At 33.4% G+C, this 20416-nt stretch carries 13 protein-coding genes; 4 read left to right on the forward strand and 9 right to left on the reverse strand.

Annotation, left to right across the window (positions count from 1 at the left end):
* Position 1: 1 nt before the first annotated feature.
* Positions 2 to 499, reverse strand: coding sequence for a hypothetical protein (locus tag ACKTTV_RS08090; RefSeq protein WP_408030322.1), 498 nt, complete (start codon positions 497 to 499; stop codon positions 2 to 4).
* 91 nt (positions 500 to 590) lie between these two features.
* Between ACKTTV_RS08090 and ACKTTV_RS08095 the strand changes: the two genes are divergently transcribed.
* Positions 591 to 1127 carry a hypothetical protein gene (locus tag ACKTTV_RS08095; protein ID WP_408030323.1) on the forward strand — a complete coding sequence of 179 codons (537 nt, stop codon included), beginning with the start codon at positions 591 to 593 and terminating at the stop codon, positions 1125 to 1127.
* A gap of 167 nt (positions 1128 to 1294) precedes the next feature.
* Here the strand turns inward: ACKTTV_RS08095 and ACKTTV_RS08100 are convergent, their stop codons facing one another.
* The 4 genes from ACKTTV_RS08100 to ACKTTV_RS08115 all read right to left on the reverse strand — a co-directional run bounded on the left by ACKTTV_RS08100 (position 1295) and on the right by ACKTTV_RS08115 (position 10224).
* Complete coding sequence (locus ACKTTV_RS08100; RefSeq protein ID WP_408030324.1) at positions 1295 to 7807, reverse strand: Ig-like domain-containing protein; 6513 nt, start codon at positions 7805 to 7807, stop codon at positions 1295 to 1297.
* 223 nt (positions 7808 to 8030) lie between these two features.
* A complete protein-coding gene (locus ACKTTV_RS08105) occupies positions 8031 to 8510 on the reverse strand; it encodes an ABC transporter ATPase (protein ID WP_408030325.1) in 480 nt (159 codons plus the stop codon).
* Between the two features lie 68 nt (positions 8511 to 8578).
* The gene (locus tag ACKTTV_RS08110; RefSeq protein WP_408030326.1) at positions 8579 to 9169 is read right to left on the reverse strand and encodes a thioredoxin family protein; all 591 of its coding nucleotides are present in this window, start codon (positions 9167 to 9169) and stop codon (positions 8579 to 8581) included.
* Between the two features lie 98 nt (positions 9170 to 9267).
* A complete protein-coding gene (locus ACKTTV_RS08115; protein ID WP_408030327.1) occupies positions 9268 to 10224 on the reverse strand; it encodes an NAD-dependent epimerase/dehydratase family protein in 957 nt (318 codons plus the stop codon).
* Positions 10225 to 10407: 183 nt separating this feature from the next.
* Between ACKTTV_RS08115 and ACKTTV_RS08120 the strand changes: the two genes are divergently transcribed.
* On the forward strand, positions 10408 to 10911 hold the full coding sequence (locus tag ACKTTV_RS08120; protein WP_408030328.1) for a hypothetical protein: 504 nt from the start codon (positions 10408 to 10410) through the stop codon (positions 10909 to 10911).
* Positions 10912 to 11022: 111 nt separating this feature from the next.
* Positions 11023 to 14475 carry a T9SS type A sorting domain-containing protein gene (locus tag ACKTTV_RS08125; protein ID WP_408030329.1) on the forward strand — a complete coding sequence of 1151 codons (3453 nt, stop codon included), beginning with the start codon at positions 11023 to 11025 and terminating at the stop codon, positions 14473 to 14475.
* Positions 14476 to 14524: 49 nt separating this feature from the next.
* On the opposite strand, the gene ACKTTV_RS08130 is transcribed toward ACKTTV_RS08125, so the two are convergent.
* From ACKTTV_RS08130 to ACKTTV_RS08140, 3 genes are read right to left on the reverse strand one after another with little or no spacing between them, the layout of a single operon-like run.
* Positions 14525 to 15001 carry a regulatory protein RecX gene (locus ACKTTV_RS08130; protein ID WP_408030330.1) on the reverse strand — a complete coding sequence of 159 codons (477 nt, stop codon included), beginning with the start codon at positions 14999 to 15001 and terminating at the stop codon, positions 14525 to 14527.
* A 31-nt stretch (positions 15002 to 15032) separates the two neighbouring features.
* The gene (locus ACKTTV_RS08135; protein WP_408030331.1) at positions 15033 to 15749 is read right to left on the reverse strand and encodes a LytR/AlgR family response regulator transcription factor; all 717 of its coding nucleotides are present in this window, start codon (positions 15747 to 15749) and stop codon (positions 15033 to 15035) included.
* Between the two features lie 11 nt (positions 15750 to 15760).
* Entirely contained in the window at positions 15761 to 16834 is a 1074-nt protein-coding gene (locus tag ACKTTV_RS08140; protein ID WP_408030332.1) for a sensor histidine kinase, read from the reverse strand.
* A gap of 213 nt (positions 16835 to 17047) precedes the next feature.
* On the opposite strand from ACKTTV_RS08140, the gene ACKTTV_RS08145 reads away from it, so the two are divergent.
* Positions 17048 to 19375 (forward strand): TonB-dependent receptor domain-containing protein, encoded by a 2328-nt coding sequence (locus tag ACKTTV_RS08145; protein ID WP_408030333.1) that lies wholly within the window; start codon positions 17048 to 17050, stop codon positions 19373 to 19375.
* Positions 19376 to 19433: 58 nt separating this feature from the next.
* Here the strand turns inward: ACKTTV_RS08145 and ACKTTV_RS08150 are convergent, their stop codons facing one another.
* Complete coding sequence (locus tag ACKTTV_RS08150) at positions 19434 to 20357, reverse strand: hydroxypyruvate isomerase family protein (protein WP_408030334.1); 924 nt, start codon at positions 20355 to 20357, stop codon at positions 19434 to 19436.
* Between the last annotated feature and the right edge of the window lie 59 nt (positions 20358 to 20416).

The raw sequence follows: 20416 nt of genomic DNA on the forward strand, positions 1-20416 counted from the left end.
CTTATTTAATCTTTCTTTTCAGATTAACAATACGAAGTTTTTCTTTTGCAAGTTGATCCTCTGGAAATAACTCTAAAGCCTTTTTAAACTGATATTGAGCGTTCCTGTAATGCCCTTTTCTTAACCATTTATTTCCATCATTTATGTAAAAATTGTATTTAGGCATATTCAATTTCACATACGCCTTTTTCTCTTTTTCCTTTAGTATCTTTTGTCTTTCCTTTTCATTTGAAACTACCGAGTATACAGCAATAGCAAACACCAAAGTAGCCATCAACACCAAAACACACTCTAATACCCTGTAAAAAAAACGCTCTTTACTCATTTTTTCTCTGATCGTTCGAAGTTTTTCTTCAGAGGCTTTTTTAAACACCAACTTCCCATCCGAGCTTTTTAATGTATCTTCTCTCTTTCTTTCAAAAAGATGCTTTTTCCTAAATAAATTTCGATTATTTCTTAATACTGGTTGCGTTATATAAATCTCCTTTCTCCTTCTCATGTATAGCCTTTATATTATTAGTTTCAAAAAAATCAGGTCGTTACAATTAATGGAACAGTTTTTGTTAATTCTGATGAAAACTTAATATAAAATGAAAAACCTCCTACTAACAGCTACTTTACTATTTGCTATTCATACATTTAGCCAAACACAAAAAGGACATCCTTTCTTTACAGGATCAATAAGTACAACTTTTGGGATAAACCAAGATCATGAGTGGTTTGATGGCAACGATGACGAAACATTTATAGAACCTAAATCTGTTTTAATAAGAACTGGAATTGGTTATCAATTTGATAAAAGATGGGCTTCGAGTGTAAATATTGGTTATGACCATCATTTTTCTTATGCTATTAACTCTATTCCTATGTATGGAAGTTTGCGATACAACTTTGTTGTGAATGACAGTGATGCATGGTTTATAGAAGGGAGCTATGGACAAATGTTTCGCCCCTCAAAAAGGTTTTCTAATGGAAACTACTACAAAGTTGGTATTGGTATCCTTGGCTTAAGTGATAATCGTTGGAACGGAATAGTTAGAATAGACTTCCATAGAAAAAAAATCGCAGGTTTTCGAAATGGAAATCTTGACAGTGTTTCCTTAGGAATCGGTTTTAGTTTCTTTTAATAATAATATTTTTTTTATAGCTAGTCCAAGGAACATTCTACAGGAATACGCTTTAAAAGTAAAAACGCTTACCCATAAGGCTAACCTTTGCTTATTTACCTTATAAAGAATAAAAAGAGGCTAATTAAAAATTAGCCTCTTTAAAAGATCTATTTATTAGTTATTTATTATTTTTTTACAAATTTCGCTACTTTATAATTTTCTACTTTTAAAAAGTAGACTCCTGATGAAAGTTGGCTCATAACTAACTCTTTATTTTTCAAAACTCCATTATCCACCTCTTTACCTAACAGAGAGTAAATTTTATACTCCTTATTATACAGTTTTGAAGGTATTTTTAAATACTCTTCCACTGGATTCGGATAGACTTTAAAAACTTCTTTTTCTAAATCATCGACACCTAGTGTTTCTAATTTGAAATCGATAATTGGTGAATACACTTTCTCTGTAGTATAAACTTTGGTAGCATCATATTTTGTGACAATAGTTCTTTCACTTGCAACAATCATTTCCACGTGATATTGACCGTCTTCAGTTGGCTCGTAAGTACTACTTGTAGCTCCTGAAATTCTATCACCAGTATCAAAATTAATCCACTGATACTCTATAGCATCTTTATAACCAACCTCTAATACGTTCGAACTCCTAATAATTGAATTATCTATATCTACAGAATTTAAGGTAACCGAGAACTCTATAGAAGTACAATTATTAGAGTCGCGCGCAACAATAATATAAGTTCCTTCCGGTAAATCTACAAATCTACTTGAAGTTGAGTAAGTACCATTATCTAATTTAAACTCATACCCTCCAGAACCACCAGTTGCATTTACTTCTATTGTACCACTAGGCTCATTTCCAGAAGACGTTAAAACAACTGAATTAATAATTACAGGTAAAGGTTCTTCAATATCTACAACTTGAGTTTTATAGGTAGAAACGCCATCAGAAACCGTTACCAAATAACTACCTGAGTTACATATTGCAAAGATTCCCGTAGTATTATTACCTAACACAGTACCTAAAGTATTTTCTAACTCATAACTATATGAATCTAAACCTCCACTTGCAGTAACTCTTATTTCACCACAACCTCCCGAACATTGGATTGATTCTACTTCAATAGATGCGGATAAAGGATCACTAACCTCATGAATGATAATAGTTACAGTAGCTGTATCGCAGGCTTCAGGGGTTCCGCTATCACACAGTTCATATGTAAAAGTATCTTGCCCTATAAAATCGGTATTCGGGGTGTATTCAAATGCCCCATCAGCATTTAAAAGCAACGTTCCATTACTTACATCTACAACTGGTGTTATATTAACGGTTTGAGCATCTCCCTCAGGATCTTCGTCATTCAATGACACATTCCCAGAAATGATACTATTTGAATAACCAGAAAATTCATCATTATTAGCATGGGTAATATTAACAGCATTTACTGTAATAGTTACTGTAGCCATATCACAGGCTTCAGGTACTCCACTATCACACAGCTCATACGTAAAACTATCTTGCCCTATAAAATCAGCATTCGGGGTGTATTCAAATACCCCATCAGTATTTAAAAGTAAGGTTCCATTACTTACATCTGTAACTGGTGTTACTTTCACAGTTTGAACATCTCCCTCAGGATCTTCGTCATTCAGTAATACGTTTCCAGATATAATACTATTTGAATAACCTTCAAACATATCGTTATTGGCATACGTTGCATTCACAGAAATTACAGTAATTGTAACCATAGCATTACTACAAATGGAACTATTTGTATCGCATATTTCATATTGAAAAGTATCTTCTCCAACAAACCCTGTATTTGGTGTATAGTATATTGCATCATCTCTTAAATCCTCAACAGTTCCATTATTATTTATCGAAACAATACCATTAGAAGGAGTTGTTAGAACTAATGTTCCCAGAACAGGTATATTGCTATCATTTTCCAAGATATTAATCACAATTGCTTCATTTTGATTCACCTGAGCCACATCATCCAAAGTGTCAGGTGCATTTGTATTCTGATCTCCAAATCCCCATAACCCATCTACTGAATCCGCAATTCCATCACCATCACTATCGGCTTGATCATCAATAACACCATCATTATTTGTATCTAAATCACCAGGTAAATTAGGGTTATTAGGATTTAAAACGTCCCAAGTACTATTTATTAAATAATCCGTATCGATTTGCCCGTCTCCATTAGCATCTACACCTCCAGCTTCATCTACATCATTAAGACCATCTCCATCACTATCTAAATCCAAATAATTTGGAATTCCATCTCCATCTGTGTCCGGCGTATTCAACAAGGAACCTCCATTGTCCGGATCTACAGAATCTGCCAATCCATCACCATCAGTATCAGTTTGATCATCTATAACTCCATCGCTATTTATATCTAGACCAGGGGTTCCGCCTCCTTCTATGAAATCGGAAATCCCATCATTATCACTATCCAAATCTTGGAAATCAGAAATTCCATCTCCATCTGTATCAAACGATACAGTATTTCCTCCTGATTCAGCATTATTATCATTTGCATCAGCCGATTCCATAACACCATCATTATCGTTATCTACAGTACTATCAAGCCTACCATTTTTATCAACATCAACTAAAGCAACATCTTGTCCACTCTCTTCTATATCAAAAACGCCATCTCCATCACTATCTAAATCCAAATGATCTGGAACGCCATCAGCATCGGTATCTTTATGCAATTCACCTCTATGCTCTTGATCATCTAAAATCCCATCATTATCATCATCTAAATCCTGTACATCTAATACTCCATCACCATCAGTATCTATATTTTGACTTGCAACAGTAGCAGTTCGCATATTTGTACAATGATTAGAATCTTTAACTACAACGGCATAACTTTCTTCAGCTAAACCACTAAAAACATTAGAATTAATATAGGTTCCCCCACCATCTATACTATATGAGTACGGAGGTGTTCCTCCTGACGCGTTTATAACTATTTGCCCATCATTAACTCCTGTCGAATTTGTTATTTCTGTCACAAACTCAAGCTTAGGAAAAATCGTGTAACTAGTTGTTACGGAAGAGCAACCGAAACCGTCTTTCACGTGTATTGCATATGTACCTGGTGCTAAATCTCTAAAAGTATATGTATTTGGATTTCCTTGTGAAGGGCTTCCTAGAGTACTTCCATTTAAATAAAACTCATAATCGCCATTTCCATCTATTACGGTTACTGACAACTCTCCATTACTCCCATCAAAACAGGCAGTAGGAATTACATTGTATTCTATTTGTTGTGGACTATCAATCTGTATTGTACCAATTCCTATACAATCATTACTGTCTTTTACATAAAAGTCATGACTTCCTGGGGCAACATCAACAAATGTCGATGAAATTTGCCATGTTGTTCCATCCATACTGTAAAGATATGTTGGTACTCCTCCAGTAGCAATAACTTCAACCATCGCTCCTAACTCACAAGTTGCTTGCATTGACCAAGTAGGAAAAACTTCTAAAAGTGGAGGTTGGTTAATGATCACATCTCCTAAATCAACAACACAAGAAGCTAAAGAAATATCGCTAGACCTAACCTGCACATTATAATTACCAACCGACAAACCACTTATCGTCAAAGGGGTTTCAGCCGCCGTAACCCAAGTACTACCAGAATCTATTGAGTACTGGAATGTAGTATTATAATTCTCAACATTTAAAGTAATTTCTCCATCACTTCCTATCATACATTTTACATCTGAACTATTAACAATTTCAGCAGAGAACCTTCTATTTTCTAAAACACTAAATGCAATATCCTTGGAACATTCAGGGGTTGTATGAACCGTTATTACATGATCACCTACAGGTATAACGCTAAATGTGTTTGAGGTTTGTAATGTGCCTCCATTCAGTTGATATGTAAAATTAGGATTCACTGGATGAACAGTAACATTACCGGTACCATCACAATTATACGACACTTCGTTACTCAATTCTGGTATTTCTGCTAATGAATCAATAGTTATTGTACTTACATGTGTAACACAACCATTAGCATCGCGAACTGTTAAACTGTAAATCCCTTCTGTTAAATTTCCTTTTATTAAATCTTGCGAATATACTTCGTTAACTCCATATTCATATGGAGGGACACCTCCTATTGCTGGCACAAAAGTGATCTCTCCTTTTGCTGAGCAACTGTAATTCTGAGTAAGAGAAGCAGCACTACTTAAAGCTAAAGGCTCCTCTATTGTAATTTGGTCCGTAACAACACACCCTTCAGTGTCTCTAACCCTTATAGTGTACGTATCCGCTGCTAGATTAGCAAATACATTATCACTACTGTAGCTTATTAATAACCCTCCTGATAAGCCTTCTAACTCATATTCATAGCTTCCCCAACCATGCACTCCATTGATCGAAATACTTCCGTCGTTTAATCCATTACAACTTATTGGTACTACCTCCGTAGTTAAATCTAATACTTGAGTTGGTTCATTTATTGTTATTATTGGAGAGGTAATCGTACAAAATGGAGTTCCCGTTTGTGTTACAAGTACATAATAACTTCCTGCAAATAAACTCGACACATTAGTTACTCCCGTTACTCCTGTTCCAGTTATTCCTGTACTTACACTTGTCGTTGAATCAAAAACTTCATAATGGTAAGTGTTGGTATAGGGACTTAATGTACTGAAGTTAAAACTAAATGCTCCGGTTGAAGACCCTACACAACTTACATCTGAAGTTTTATCTATATCTAAACTAAATACTGGCTCAACTACTTCATGCGTTGTAGTTAGTCTACATCCATTTAACGGATTAAAAACCTCTATCTCGTAACTCCCCGCTCCTAAACCTGTAAATTGTTCTGGATTTGATAAAAGAGTTGTTTGAGTTACTTTAGGGAATACTGTTCCGTTTATTCCTGTAACACTATATTCAACATTTGGTAACGGAGAAACTGATGAGAAGTTAATAGAAATATCTTCTCCAGCTGCACAATCAATATTTTTATCTATAACAACAAATGGTGCCGTCATTGCATTAAACGGAGTAATTGACACATTAACCGTTGCCGAACAGTTATTATTGTCGTAAACAGTTATTGAAACAGTTCCTCCTGACTCGTTCGAGGTACTGAATACCGGATTTGAACTAACTTGCGACTCTCTTAAGCCACTTAAAGGAGTATACTCAAACTCATAACTTACATAAGTCCCTGTTCCTCCAACGATTGAAGCGGAATCAATTGTTATTACTGCATTATCAGTGTTATTTCCATTAACACACCCAAACTCTGTTATTGTAACCGCCCCTGAAATATCTATTGCTGTATTTTCACCGACTGTCACATTACGGGTATTTGTACATCCATTAGTTCCAGTCGCAGCTATTGTATAAACTCCAGCTGGAACATTTGAATATGTTAAAGTATTTGTATTTAAATAGCCTACATATGGACCTCCACTCACTACCGATATAGCATAAGTAAGCGGGTTAATACTGTTATTATTTTCTATTATTCGAATCTCTCCGGTTTCGCTTCCATTACATATATTATTTTCACTTACCTCTAAACTAAAGCTTGGTTCAATTACCGGAAACACTTCAACATCAACAGCCTTTAAACAGTTAGGCGTAGCTCCTGTATCAAATACTTCAACAGTATAAGTATCAGCCATAGACAGCTCAAAAGTTGCATTATTTCCTGTAATAACCCTTTGAGCGACAACAACACCTCCCAAACTATTTAACACTCTGTATTCATAGGCTTCTGAGCCTGAGATAACACCTATATTTATTTCTGCATTTGGATTTAAACTACAATCTAAACTTTTCGTTTCAGTTACTACAAAATCTAACTCTGGCAATAAAACTATTGATTGTCCTGTTGCCATGCAGCCATTACTGTCAGACACTGCTACTTCATAAGCCCCAGCATCTAAATTTGTGAATGTAAATAAACCTGTTCCTGTCTCTGTAATAATATCTAATCCTGAAACCGGATTTATTAATGTATAATTATAACTTCCTGTTCCTCCTGAAGGAACTACTGTAATACTTCCTCCAGTAGTGGTATCACATGAGTTATCATCTTTAGTTAAATTAAAACTCACCAAAGATGGAGCACTTATTGCTACCACTTCTGTAACCATACATCCATCAGAATCTCTAACGGAAACGTTATAAGAACCTGCATTTAAATTAGACAAAAAGTTATTATTTGAAAAAGACTGAACTGTAGTTCCTGTACTATAATCTTGTACATTATATTCATAGTTTCCAGAACCTCCTGAGGCTTCAATTGTAAAACCTCCTGTTTCTCCACTACAAATTGGTTGATTTACTGTAGTCCAAAAACTTAACGTTGGCACCATATTAACTGTTACTCTTTTTTTAAGCTCAGTATAGCCAACATTTCCATTGTTATCCCTAACATAAACATCATATCCGCCAGAAGACACATTGAACACATTTGTTAATGAAAATGAACTTGCTAATGGAACTTCATCAGGTAAGACTATAGCATAGACATAATTCCCTTGACCTCCAGAAGCATTTACACTAATCTCTCCGAGGTTACAATTTTGATCAACAACATTGACCGTTGCTTCTAAATTTTGTGCTTTTAACAAATAACCACATAAAAACAAGGTAAGAAATAGTATCTTATTCTTCATAGTATCAATTTTTTACAATATTCAACCACAAATATAAACGAAAAAGTCACTCTCGTTTAACAAAAAGTAAATTTTCATTCTTACCGAAAAAAAACAAACTTAGCACCTAAAAATTTAAAAAAAACTTTTTAAGCAATGGAAGACTTTAAAGACTACAAAGAATTTTAAAATTGAAAACTATAATAAACTAAATTTCAAGCGGCATTTTTATTTATTATAGCCCTTATAAAAATCGGTTATACCAACTTTCTGTTATGGGAACCTCCCAATGGTATTCCAGGTCATATTTCGACTGTACTAAATTATCAAAAACAATAGTTTTGGACGAAACTGATTTTTCTTTTAGCATCTTTTTAAATGCTTTTATTTCTTTGTATTGAACGAACTCTCCCTGTTTAAAAGAAACGTTCATCTTGTCAAGTAAATCAAGTTCATACTCATTCTGAAGAGTTAATACGAAAGACACTTGTTCATCTATATCAGCATTTGTTAGAGAAATATTATCCTCAGCATAAAAAATAATAAAACGATCGTATTTTATATCGAAAGATGCTTTGAATTCTTCTTTCGAATTTTTCCAAGATGAGACAAAATCTTCTAGCTTAGTTTTCAATTCTTCGATTTCTTGAGGGTAAAACTTTCTACTTGCTGGATATACCCATACTCTAGCTTCATTTGACAATGTATTATGCTCTACAAACATTTTATTATGATATAAAAAAACCGTTTGATGACAGAATCATCAAACGGTAGTGTAACTTTTAATTTTAATTAGTTGAATAACGATAATAAATCCTCTTCGGTATTTCTACCTTTATTTTTGTTGTACCAAATTTGCAAATCTTTTTTGAATTCTGCATCTAATTTTCCATTTTTTTCTTTATAATCTTTCACCATCGATGTAGCCTCGCTCGGACGAGGTCCCCAAGTGCCAATTACATTTTTATCTTTATCTAATGCAATAAGCTTTGGAATAGCCCTCCCCCCATTAGTTAAAAACTCATCCATCAACTCTGGATTCTCGTCTCTTAATACAAACTTCAAATTAATTTTAGAATTCTCTTCTGCAAGTTTATGGATGACTGGAATGTTCTGTGCTGCATCTCCGCACCACCCTTCTGTTAGTACTAACCATGTTTGTTCTTTTTCTGAATCTTGCACTTTAATCTTGGCATCATCTGAAATCTTTATAGTTTTATCTAAACGATTCATTCTCTTATCGTTTAAGATACTATAATTTAACAAATCTTCTGACTGTACTTCCCCAGTCGATTTGCCTTCCTTTATAAGACTACTAACTAAAGATCTATATTCGTTATAAGATATTGCCTTTTGTAAACTATTCTCTATTATGTTTTTCATCTATTCTATCTTTTTACACAAAAGTACCTATCAAAAATACTTTTATCAGTTACTAATGTTACAATTGCATAAACTTAGACGTGGAACTTAAATAGTTCTTACGAAAGTAATTCTTCGTGCTTTTTTAAATTTGTGATAATATCTTTTGTCATTGATGTCAAATCATAGGCATGCTCCCATCCCCAATCTTTTCGCGCTGCTGAATCATCAATTATTCTAGGCCAAGAATCTGCAATATCCTGTCTGAAATCAGGCTTATAAGTAATTTCAAAATCTGGGATATAATTCTTTATTTCCTGTGCAATTTCTTTGGGTGTAAAGCTAATAGCTGCAAGATTATAAGAAGTTCTTGTTTTAACGCACTCAGGATTGGCTTTCATAATATTTACTGTTGCATCAATAGCATCCTCCATATACATCATAGGTAATCTTGTATCTTCAGATAAAAAACACTCAAAACTACCTTTTTTTAAAGCTTCAAAGTAAATATCCACTGCATAATCTGTTGTTCCACCTCCTGGTAAAGATTTCCAACTAATAATACCTGGGTAACGAATACTCCTAACATCAACACCATATTTTTCGTGATAATAGTTGCACCAATGCTCACCGGCTACCTTACTTATACCATAAACAGTAGTTGGTTCCATTATTGTTTGCTGAGGAGTATTAATTTTCGGAGAAGTACTTCCAAACACAGCCATTGAACTTGGCCAAAAAACTTTATCAATATATTTTTCTTTCGCTAAGTCTAGAACAGCCAACAATGACGTCATATTTAGCTCCCATCCTTTCTGAGGGTATTTTTCAGCAGTAGCCGAAAGCATAGCTGCCATTAAATACACTTGCTTTACTTCATGCTTCTTGACAACTTCTAAAATCCGCTCTTTACTCGTCGCATCAACAATTTCAAAAGGACCTGATTCCATCATTTCTTTCCCTCCTTCTCTTATATCAGAAGCTATAACATTTTCATTTCCATAGTCTTCTCTCAATTTTTCAGTTAACGCTGTCCCTATTTGCCCGCAAGCACCTATGATTAATATTTTATTCATTATTAATTATTCAAAAATACGCCCCTACAAAAGTATTAAATTTAAGATTTCACAAAAGAAAAATGTGCTTTTTTCAGTATTAATAAAAGCATAAAATTTTCTAAGAGATTTGGTATACATTTTGAAAGCCGTATTTTTACATCCATGAGGAATAAGGTATATTTTCGAAAGTTTTTGGGTTTTATGATAATTGTTTTGTTAAGTTCTTGTACATCTCAAAAAAAAGAGAGCTCTGAGCAAGAAGCAATTACAAACTCAGAAATGGATGTTATAAAAAAACATACCTTGAAAACTCTTGATAGTCTCTCTTTAAAAAATATTCAATCATGGAAAGAATATTCGGACTTAAAAGACTTTTTAAAAATTTATAAAGAAATCTCTTCTCGTGAAGCTTTAAACAATGCTTTAGAACTGAAACAACTTACGAAACTGGCAAAAGATAGTATTGACATTGAAGAATTAAAGGTTCCAGCTTTTAAAGCCAGAATTAACGTTTTCCAAAATGAAGTTTTAAGATTGGCTGATATGACCTATATACCAGCTATTACAGTAAGAGAAATAGACCTACAGGTAAAGAATGTGTTTTCCACATTTAACAGTTTAAATTCAAAAATTGAACATACTTTCCGCAAGAAATCATTTGATAATTCTGTTAAATTGGACAGTATTTTCAATAAAATGCGTTAATTTAGTCGGGTTAATTTAATTTAACCTGTTACTATACTTAGGAAAACCTTCCAAAAACCTAGTCGCTTGTATTATTTTACAATTGGTTTTTGGATTATATATTTACACAGAATGAAGAAAACAATTACTTTTTTACTACTGCTAGTTGCACCTTTTTCTTTCTACGGACAAGTTCAATCTAACACCCCGTGGATGAAAAATGACCAACAGAGATCTTCCAACTCCTTTAAAAACATGTTAGAAACTGCTGAACAATACTTTGAAGCAATTGATAAGGATAAAAAAGGAAGTGGTTACAAACCATTTAAGAGATGGGAGGACAATCTATCTAAATATTTGAGATCAGATGGAACTGTTGCTCCTCCTGAAGACTTATGGAACGCATGGAGAGCAAAAAGAAACATGAGTAATAGATCTCCTAATAATAATGGTAATTGGCAACCTTTGGGACCTTATGATAACTCAAATACTTTTGGTTCTAGAACCTTCAAACGAACGGGACAAGGGCGAGTAAACGCCATAGCTGTCGATCCTAATAATTCCGATGTCTATTATGTTGGTTCACCAGCTGGAGGCTTATGGAAGTCTAGTGACGCTGGCTTGAACTGGACACCTTTAACTGACTATTTACCTCAAATTGGTGTTTCAGGTATTGCTATTCACCCTACAAATTCGGATATTATTTATATTTCAACAGGAGATGATGACGCCGATGACTCTTATTGCGTTGGTATTTGGAAGTCAGTTGATGGTGGTTCTACATGGCAAAATACAGGGGATGTTCCTGGGACACCAAATTCAGCTAATGAAATATACATCAATCCTAACAGCCCTGAAACTGTCTTAGTTGCGACCAGTACTGGAGTACAAAAAACAACCGATGGTGGAACCAATTGGACCACTAAGTTAAGCGGAAATATAATTGATCTTAAAATGAAACCAGGTGACTCAAACACATGGTATGCGTTATCAAGTGAAAAGTTCTATAAATCTACCGATGGAGGGGAAAATTTTGTTGAAAAAACAATCCCTGGATTAACTGGATCGGGTAGAATGACGATGGATGTTACTATTGCCAATGCCAATTATATTTATATTGTTAGTGCAAAAACTAGGAGTTCTAATTATGCTTTCAACGGAATCTATAAATCAACTGATAGTGGAGAGAGCTTCACTAAAACAGCTGAAACTAGAGATATTTTTGATAGTACTCAAGCTTGGTTTGACCTTGCCTTAACAGTTTCTTCTACAAATGCCGATATCGTTTATGTTGGTGTTTTAGATATATGGAAATCTATTAATGGAGGAAACTCATTTGGAAGAATCAATTCTTGGAATGTATTTGATGGTCCTAGTTATACACATGCAGATATACACTTCTTAAGATTTATAGATGGTAAGTTTTTTGCTGGAACTGACGGAGGTATTTTTGTTTCTACTAATGAAGGAGTAACTTTTACAGATTTAACAAAGAATATTGCCATAAGTCAGTTTTACAAAATCTCCATTTCTCAGCAAAAACTTCATACAATTGCTGGTGGTTTGCAAGACAATGGAGGATTCGGTTTAACAGATGATAAATGGTATAACTATCATGGGGGAGATGGAATGGAAGGCACAGTAGACATCAATAATCCTGGGATATTTTATGGTTTTATGCAATACGGTAATACATTATTCGTTTCTCAAGATGGAGGGAAAACACTTTCATATTCGGTTGCCGCACCAAGCGATGAAACTGGTCCTAATGATAACGGTGGAGAATGGATTACACCAATGGCTATGAATAGTTCAGGGGAACTATTTGCAGGTTTTGGTAAATTTTACAAATTAAATAATAGATCTTGGGAAAAGGTTTCTGACTTTTCATTTGGTGGAGATCTTGATAATATCGAGATTGACCCTAATGACGACAACTTTATCTTAACATCAAGAGACTCTAACCTTTATATAAGCTTGGATAAAGGGAACACTTTTACATTTATTCCTTTCTTTTTTGGAGGAGGTATTGTTAGTTCAATTGAAATAAGTAATACTGACTCTAATACCATTTGGGTTACAACAACACCGAATCCCGTTGCTCCTTCGACCCCGTCAAGAGTATACAAGTGTACCAATATCAAAGACTCAAATAGAGTATTTACAGACATTACAGGAAATCTTCCTTCAGAAAGTAAACATGTAATAAAACATTATGAAAGAAGTGGAAACAATACTGTTTATTTAGGAACGAACTTAGGTGTTTACTATATCAATGATGACCTAACAGAGTGGCAAACATTTGACAATGGATTACCTAATACGCAAGTAAGAGATCTAGAAATTAATATTGAGGAAGCTAAACTTTATGCTGCCACCTATGGTAGAGGTATTTTCGTTAGTGATATCCCTAGACAATTACCTCAAAATGACGTTAAGCTAATCTCAATTCAAGCACCTTTGGATGGAACGGTAACTACATCAAAATCCATAACTCCAAAACTAATTATTAAAAACCAAGGTACGGATGTTATCACCAATGCTACTATAAAATATAGCTATGATAACGGTAATTTAATAACTGAAAACTGGACTGGTTCACTAAGTTCTGAACAAACTACAGAAGTGACTCTTCCTTCTGAAAATTTATCTTTAGGGAAGCACTCACTAAATATTACTGTAGAAATAACCGATGATGCTTTTAGCAGCAATAATAGCTCAGAAGCTTCGTTTTTAGTCAATGAATTGAACGAAACTCCCACAACAGTTAACTCATTTGAAAATGACAACGATATGTTGTTAACAGAAAACAGTATGTGGGAACTTGGTTCTGTAAATAAAACATTATTACAAACTCCAAGTGGTTCTAAAGCGTATTCTACAAAACTTACAGGTAATCACCCTGATAATACTACGGGATATCTATATACAAAATATTATAACCTATCTAATGTTATTAACCCAATTTTAAGGTTTAAAATGGGATTTGATATTGAACAAGAGTTTGATTACATGGTAGTGGAATATTCAACAGACAAAGGTTTATCTTGGGACATCTTGGGAACTGCCAATGACCCTAACTGGTATAATAGCAACAGAACAACAACACCTCAAAACAATCCTCTACCTGGTAAACAATGGACAGGAGAAGGAGAAGATGTTAACTCTCTAGGAGGAACAAACGCAACAAACCATGATTACAGTTATGATCTTGCTAGTCTACAGAGTGAAACTGAAATTGTATTTAGATTTGCATTCCATGCTGACACCAACACTAGTGAAGAAGGTGCTGTAATCGATGATTTAGTTATTGAGGGTACTTTATCTAGTGGAGATATCCAATTATTAGATAATGTATTAGTTTCACCAAATCCTTCAGAAGGTATTTTCAACGTTAGATGGAAATCGGAAGGAGCAAACATGGACTTCTCTATCTATGACATTACTGGTAAAACTATTCTTACCAAGAAGAATATTTCAGACAATAACTTCAACATTGACTTAAGTAATTTTACAAAAGGTATTTATTTACTTAATTTAAAAACAAATAATAAAGTAGCAACTAAGAAATTGGTTTTGAACTAAGCCAAGTTTTTGCTTAACCATTATAAAACCTCTTTAATGTAATTTTATATTAAAGAGGTTTTTTCATTATAACATTAATAACCTCCATAACTAATTCCGTTTCATATCCTCGATATTTAAGGTAATCAAACAACTTCTTCTTTCGTTTATAAAGGTTACTTTCTTTTATTAAAAGATTCTTCTTTTCCACTAGTTCATTTAAAGTGCCTATATAGTCTTCCTCTTCTATTTCTTTTAAAGCTATTTTAATATTTGCAGAAGTTATATCTCTTAGTTTAAGCTCCCTTACGATTCTTTCCTTTCCCCATTTCTTTATTCTAAACTTTCCCCTCGCAAAACTCTTGGAAAAACGCTCTTCATTTAAGAAGTTATGCTCAAATAAATGCAACAATATTAATTCTCGAGCTTGAGGAATTAGTTGATACTCTTTTAATTTTGTCTCTACTTCTTTATGACATCGATCCTGATATACACAGTATTGCTCCATCTTTCTCTTTATCTCTTCTACTGTAAAAACCTTCTTCATTCTAGTATATAAATATTAATTTAGATGTGATTTAAAGCTCCTTTACAGTATTCAAAAAAGAGACTACCTCTTCCTTATAACTTGCTCCAATAGGAACTTCTATAGAATCTATTTCAATCTCGTTCAATGTAAATGCTGATATCCTTTTCTTGTTAATAATATATGACCTATGAATTCGTAAAAAATCGTGCACCTTCAAATCTTCTTCTAAGTCACCTATTTTATACTTTACTACAATGCGTCTGTCATTTACAAGGTGAATTCTAACATAATCCTTCAAACTCTCAACATATAAAATATCATCCAAAAAAACTTTATGGTGTTTATTACCTGATTTAAAAAACTTAAACGCTTTCTCCTCTGGCTTGACTTCTATCTCAGATACTCCTTTTCTACCCTCTCTTAGAAACCTATCTACAGATTTAAAAAAACGTTCAAAAGTGATCGGTTTTAATAAATAATCCACTACCTCCAAGTCGTAACTTTCAATTGCATAATCTCTATAGGCCGTGGTAAATATAGTTTTAGGTGGATTCTTTATTGTTTTTAAAAAGTCTAATCCTGTTATATTAGGCATTTTTATATCCAAAAACATTAAATCTATTTCTTGGGTATTTAAAATTTCGAAAGCCTTCAAGGCATTATTGCAGGTTTCGGAAACCTCTAAACTCTCGATTCTTTCAATATGTTTTTGAATTAATTGAACCGCTAGAGGCTCATCATCTACTATTAAACATCTTACTTTCATATCAATTCAAATTATTTAATTTCTAATTGATTTATTTTCAACTCAACATTGAACCAGTTGTCTTTCACTTCTACATTTAAATCGTAAAAATCAAGATATACCAAATCCAATTGTTTACGAATATTAGATAAACCAATACTTTCCTTTTTTACGACATAGTCAACCGAAACAGTATTTGCAACTAAAAAAAATAATTCATTTCCATTACTAACCACTTTTATGTTAATCTCAGGAGACCCACTGTCTTCTCCAGCTCCATGTTTAAAAGCATTTTCCACTAATGATAGCAAAATTAATGGTGGTATTTTGGGATTGCTATTTAACTCCTTTTCAAAGGTAACTTTAAGACGTTCATCATACCTCAACTTTTCTAGCTCTATGTAATTTTCTAAAAGCTCAATTTCATCTGATAAAGCTACATACTTATCATTACACTTATATAAAACATGATCTAAAATTTCCGACAACTTTCCTATTGAGGCCGCCGTTTTTGGAGAATTACTAAGAGCCAGTGTATAGATATTGTTTAAAGTATTAAACAAGAAATGTGGATTCAATTGAGCTTTTAACATCTTCAATTCATTTTCACTTTTCTCTTTTTGGAATTTTAGATCCTTTTCCTTCACCTTTCGATAATCCGAAAAATATTTAACAAATAAAAAAACCAAAACCGCAGAATAAACATGAGGCATATAATGAATAAACAATTTCTCTAAATCACTTAAAATTTGAACTATCGTTTCTTGTACAAAAACTCCTTCACGTGCAATCGGTTCAGCTATATGAACCATTACTATTCTTGCCAGCGCACTAAAAAAATACAATCCTAAAAACGATAGTAAAGCAGCTACGACATACTTTCTCGTTAAAATAAATTTAGGAATAACGAAATAGGCAAAGTAACAAGACGCCAAAATCTGACTCACCAAAAAACTGGTATTGTACACGGAAAGCTTAAAAACAGACTCATGATGTTCAAGTAAACCTTTAGGAACAGTCACCATTACTACACATAACCAAAATAATATATGCCTTGCTATTCTATTCTTCTGAAAAAAGGAAATAACTTCGTTAAATTTATTCATAACAACAAAAATAGAAACTCAACCCTCAATTTTTGTTAAAAAAGACGAACTTCCTTTTTTTTCGTCTAAAACCTATGTTCTACCCCCTGAATATAGGATTCTTGCCAATTTTTTGAATACGTCGATTATTCCAATACATTCATCTACTCTCTCAAAAGTGCCCAGTAAGTCCACTCATATTTGCTCCTCAAACAGCAGTTAATTTATTACAGAATGAAAAACAAACTATTTACTTTATTATTTCTTACCACCTTTGTGAGCATTGCACAGATATCTATTAAAGGAAAAGTTCTTGAAAAAGCGGGAAATATTCCATTAGAATATGCTACAGTAATTCTTACCAACCCTTTGAGCAATGAAATTATTACTGGCGAATCAACCAATAAAAATGGTGAATTCTCCTTATCTCTTAAACCAGGAACCTATAATCTAAAAGTAGAGTTTATTGGATTCAAAAATTGCATAAATAAAAATGTAAACTTCACAAAAAGCATGAGCCTCCCAACCATCTTTTTAGAGGAAGATGCAGAAGCTTTAGAAGAGGTTCAAGTTATTGCAGAAAAATCAACCACTGAATATAAATTGGATAAGCGTGTATTTAATGTAGGAAAAGATTTACTATCGAAAGGTGGTAACGTAAACGATATTTTAAACAATGTTCCCTCGGTAAATGTCGATGCCGAAGGAAGTGTCAGTTTACGAGGAAATCCAAGTGTCCGAATCCTTATTAACGGAAAACCATCAGTGTTAACCAATAATAACGGACTAGAACAAATTCCTTCAGAAAGTATTGAAAAAATAGAAGTAATTACAAATCCATCCGCAAAATATGATGCAGAAGGTACCGCTGGTATCATTAACATTATTTTGAAAAAGAATAAAGTTGGAGGCTTTGGCAGCTCTCTTCAATTAACCTCGGGAATTCCTGATAATCATGGTATCAATTATAATGTGAATTACAAAAAGGAAAAGTTCAATTTGTTCTCTAATTTTAGATACCGCCATATTTCTTTTAACGGAAACAGCTCATTATTCAGAACCGACTTTAACAATAATGAAATTGAGTCTTTTTTAGAAAGAACTACAGAAACTGAATCTACCTACAAGGTTTTAAACATCTATTTTGGAAGTGATTATTACATTAATGATTTTAACACCTTAACATTAAGCTATTATCATAGAGGCAATGTAAGTTATCGAAATACCGATTATTACTTTAATAGTTTGGATAAAAACAGGGAGTTAACCGAAAGTTTATTTAATCGTGAAAGTTACAGAGAGCCCCAAAAAGCCAATCAATTAGAGTTAAATTACATCAAAACATTCGATAAAAAGGGACAAAAACTTACCGTAAATCTTCAGTACGAATTTTGGAATGATGACGAAAATGAGTTTATTGAAGAAAGTCAAACTTTCCCTACCGAAGTAACTACTGGAAATTTAGCGTCTCGTGATATTGAAAGTAGTAAAGATTTTCTTTTCCAGTCTGACTTCAAAATACCTATTACTCCAAAATCATATGTTGAAGTAGGTCTTAAAGGAGAAGTTAGAAATATTGATAGCGACTATACGGTTTGGGATAATGGTAACGTTATTGACAGATTTGACAACCTGTTAAAATACAATGAAGGTATCTATGGTGCATACATTCAATATGGAAATAGAGAACATAAGTTTCAATATTTATTAGGGTTAAGAGCTGAACACTCAGATACTGGAAGTACTGATACAAAAGGATTTTTTACTACAGATAAAAAATATACCGACTTATTTCCAACTGTTCACTTAACTTACAATTTTACGGAAGCGACTAATTTACAGTTAAGCTATAGTAGAAGAATACGTCGTCCAAGATTCTGGCAGTTAAATCCATTTGGAGGGTACTCTGACCGTAGAAACTACCGAATAGGAAATCCAGATTTAAATCCAATGTATACCAATTCTTTTGAGCTTGGAACCTTAAAAAGATGGTATAAGTTTACCGTAAATCCATCGATCTATTTTCAGAGAACTACCAATTTATTTGAAACGCAAATATTCATAGAATCTGATGGAGCATTAGTTTCAATGCCTGTAAACTCAGGTACAGAAAACAGAGCTGGAGCTGAACTTGCCTTACGATACTCTCCTTTTAAATGGTTACGATTATCAAGTGAATTCAATTATTTTACCTACCAACAAAAAGGATTATACGATGTAAATGATAACGCATGGTCTTCTCGATTAAATTCTCGCTTTAGATTTCCAAAATTCAGTGTGCAAGCAAGTATAAATTATCAAGGAGCTCGTGAAAGTGGACAAACCTTTAATGAATCTATCTACTTTGCTAATATTGGCTTTAGTAAAGACTTTTGGAACGACAAGGCATCTTTAAGCTTAAATATGAACAATATTTTCGATTCAAGAATTGCAAAAAGATTGATTACTGGTGAAAATTACACCTCTAATACTAGCTTTAGAAGAATGGGAAGAAACACTACTGTTACTTTTACCTACCGATTTAATAGAACTAAAAAAGACAGAGATCGCTTACCAGATTAAAATTTTTAAAACCAGCTAAAATCACTATAACCATTCTGTATGAAAGGAGATTCAGTTACTAGAAGTTATCTACTGATCGATAAGCTTCAATTAATAATTGCTCTCCTTTCTTTCCTTTTATTGAATTACCATGTTCCATTCCCAAAATACCTTCAAATTTTCTATTATGAATGTGTTTAAAAATGTTTTTATAATTAATTTCACCAGTAGTAGGTTCTTTTCTCCCAGGGTTATCTCCAATTTGAAAATATGCTATTTCATCCCAACAAGCTTCTATATTTGGTAAAAGATTCCCCTCTTGAATTTGTTGGTGATAAATATCAAAAAGAATTTTACAAGCTGGACTATTTACCGACTTACATATTTCATAAGCTTGGGGAGACTCAGAAAGAAACATTCCAGGGTGATCTCTGAAATTAAGAGGCTCTAGTACCATTACCAAACCATGAGGTTCTAATATCTCAGAAGCCTGTTTTAGTGTTTCAATGACATTTGCCATTTGGTAGTTCATGTTTTTTCTTAAATCCACATGACCAGGCACTACCGTCATCCATTTTGCATGGACTCTTTTGGCAACCTCAACCGAACTTTTAATATCCTTTAAAAACTCTTCTCTGAAAGTTTTATCTCCACTTGCTAAATTAGGTTCTTTCCAATAAATCTTATGAGCCACAAACACTCCCATATCCATCCCTAGTTTAGACATTGTTTTGGCAATATTCTCTTGTTCAGAAACTGGACGATTTCTCATTTCGTTATCTTCAAAAGCTTGAAAGCCTTTGTTATGCATAAACTTTAGCTGGTCAATAATAGAACTTCCTGCATGTTCTTTAAACATACCATCATGAGGTGCATAATTTAAACGAAATTTATTCTCATTACCAGCTTTTTTCTCCAATTTGGTATTCGCAAGTAAATCACTACTAAAAGTTAAAAGTGTTCCCAAAGCAGCCCCATTCTTAACAAACTTTCTTCGATTCATATGTTAGTTGTTTTGTTGATTTATGTTAGTCCCCATTTTCTTCCAAAAGAAGAAAACGC

The organism is Tenacibaculum xiamenense (genome assembly GCF_964513065.1).
Lineage (GTDB): Bacteria > Bacteroidota > Bacteroidia > Flavobacteriales > Flavobacteriaceae > Polaribacter > Polaribacter xiamenense.

Bases quoted from the DNA above. Each gene is read 5' to 3' on its own strand.
- ACKTTV_RS08090 (WP_408030322.1), bottom strand. From the start codon at position 499: ATGAGAAGGAGAAAGGAGATTTATATAACGCAACCAGTATTAAGAAAT.
- ACKTTV_RS08095 (WP_408030323.1), top strand. From the start codon at position 591: ATGAAAAACCTCCTACTAACAGCTACTTTACTATTTGCTATTCATACA.
- ACKTTV_RS08100 (WP_408030324.1), bottom strand. From the start codon at position 7,807: ATGAAGAATAAGATACTATTTCTTACCTTGTTTTTATGTGGTTATTTG.
- ACKTTV_RS08105 (WP_408030325.1), bottom strand. From the start codon at position 8,510: ATGTTTGTAGAGCATAATACATTGTCAAATGAAGCTAGAGTATGGGTA.
- ACKTTV_RS08110 (WP_408030326.1), bottom strand. From the start codon at position 9,169: ATGAAAAACATAATAGAGAATAGTTTACAAAAGGCAATATCTTATAAC.
- ACKTTV_RS08115 (WP_408030327.1), bottom strand. From the start codon at position 10,224: ATGAATAAAATATTAATCATAGGTGCTTGCGGGCAAATAGGGACAGCG.
- ACKTTV_RS08120 (WP_408030328.1), top strand. From the start codon at position 10,408: ATGATAATTGTTTTGTTAAGTTCTTGTACATCTCAAAAAAAAGAGAGC.
- ACKTTV_RS08125 (WP_408030329.1), top strand. From the start codon at position 11,023: ATGAAGAAAACAATTACTTTTTTACTACTGCTAGTTGCACCTTTTTCT.
- ACKTTV_RS08130 (WP_408030330.1), bottom strand. From the start codon at position 15,001: ATGAAGAAGGTTTTTACAGTAGAAGAGATAAAGAGAAAGATGGAGCAA.
- ACKTTV_RS08135 (WP_408030331.1), bottom strand. From the start codon at position 15,749: ATGAAAGTAAGATGTTTAATAGTAGATGATGAGCCTCTAGCGGTTCAA.
- ACKTTV_RS08140 (WP_408030332.1), bottom strand. From the start codon at position 16,834: ATGAATAAATTTAACGAAGTTATTTCCTTTTTTCAGAAGAATAGAATA.
- ACKTTV_RS08145 (WP_408030333.1), top strand. From the start codon at position 17,048: ATGAAAAACAAACTATTTACTTTATTATTTCTTACCACCTTTGTGAGC.
- ACKTTV_RS08150 (WP_408030334.1), bottom strand. From the start codon at position 20,357: ATGAATCGAAGAAAGTTTGTTAAGAATGGGGCTGCTTTGGGAACACTT.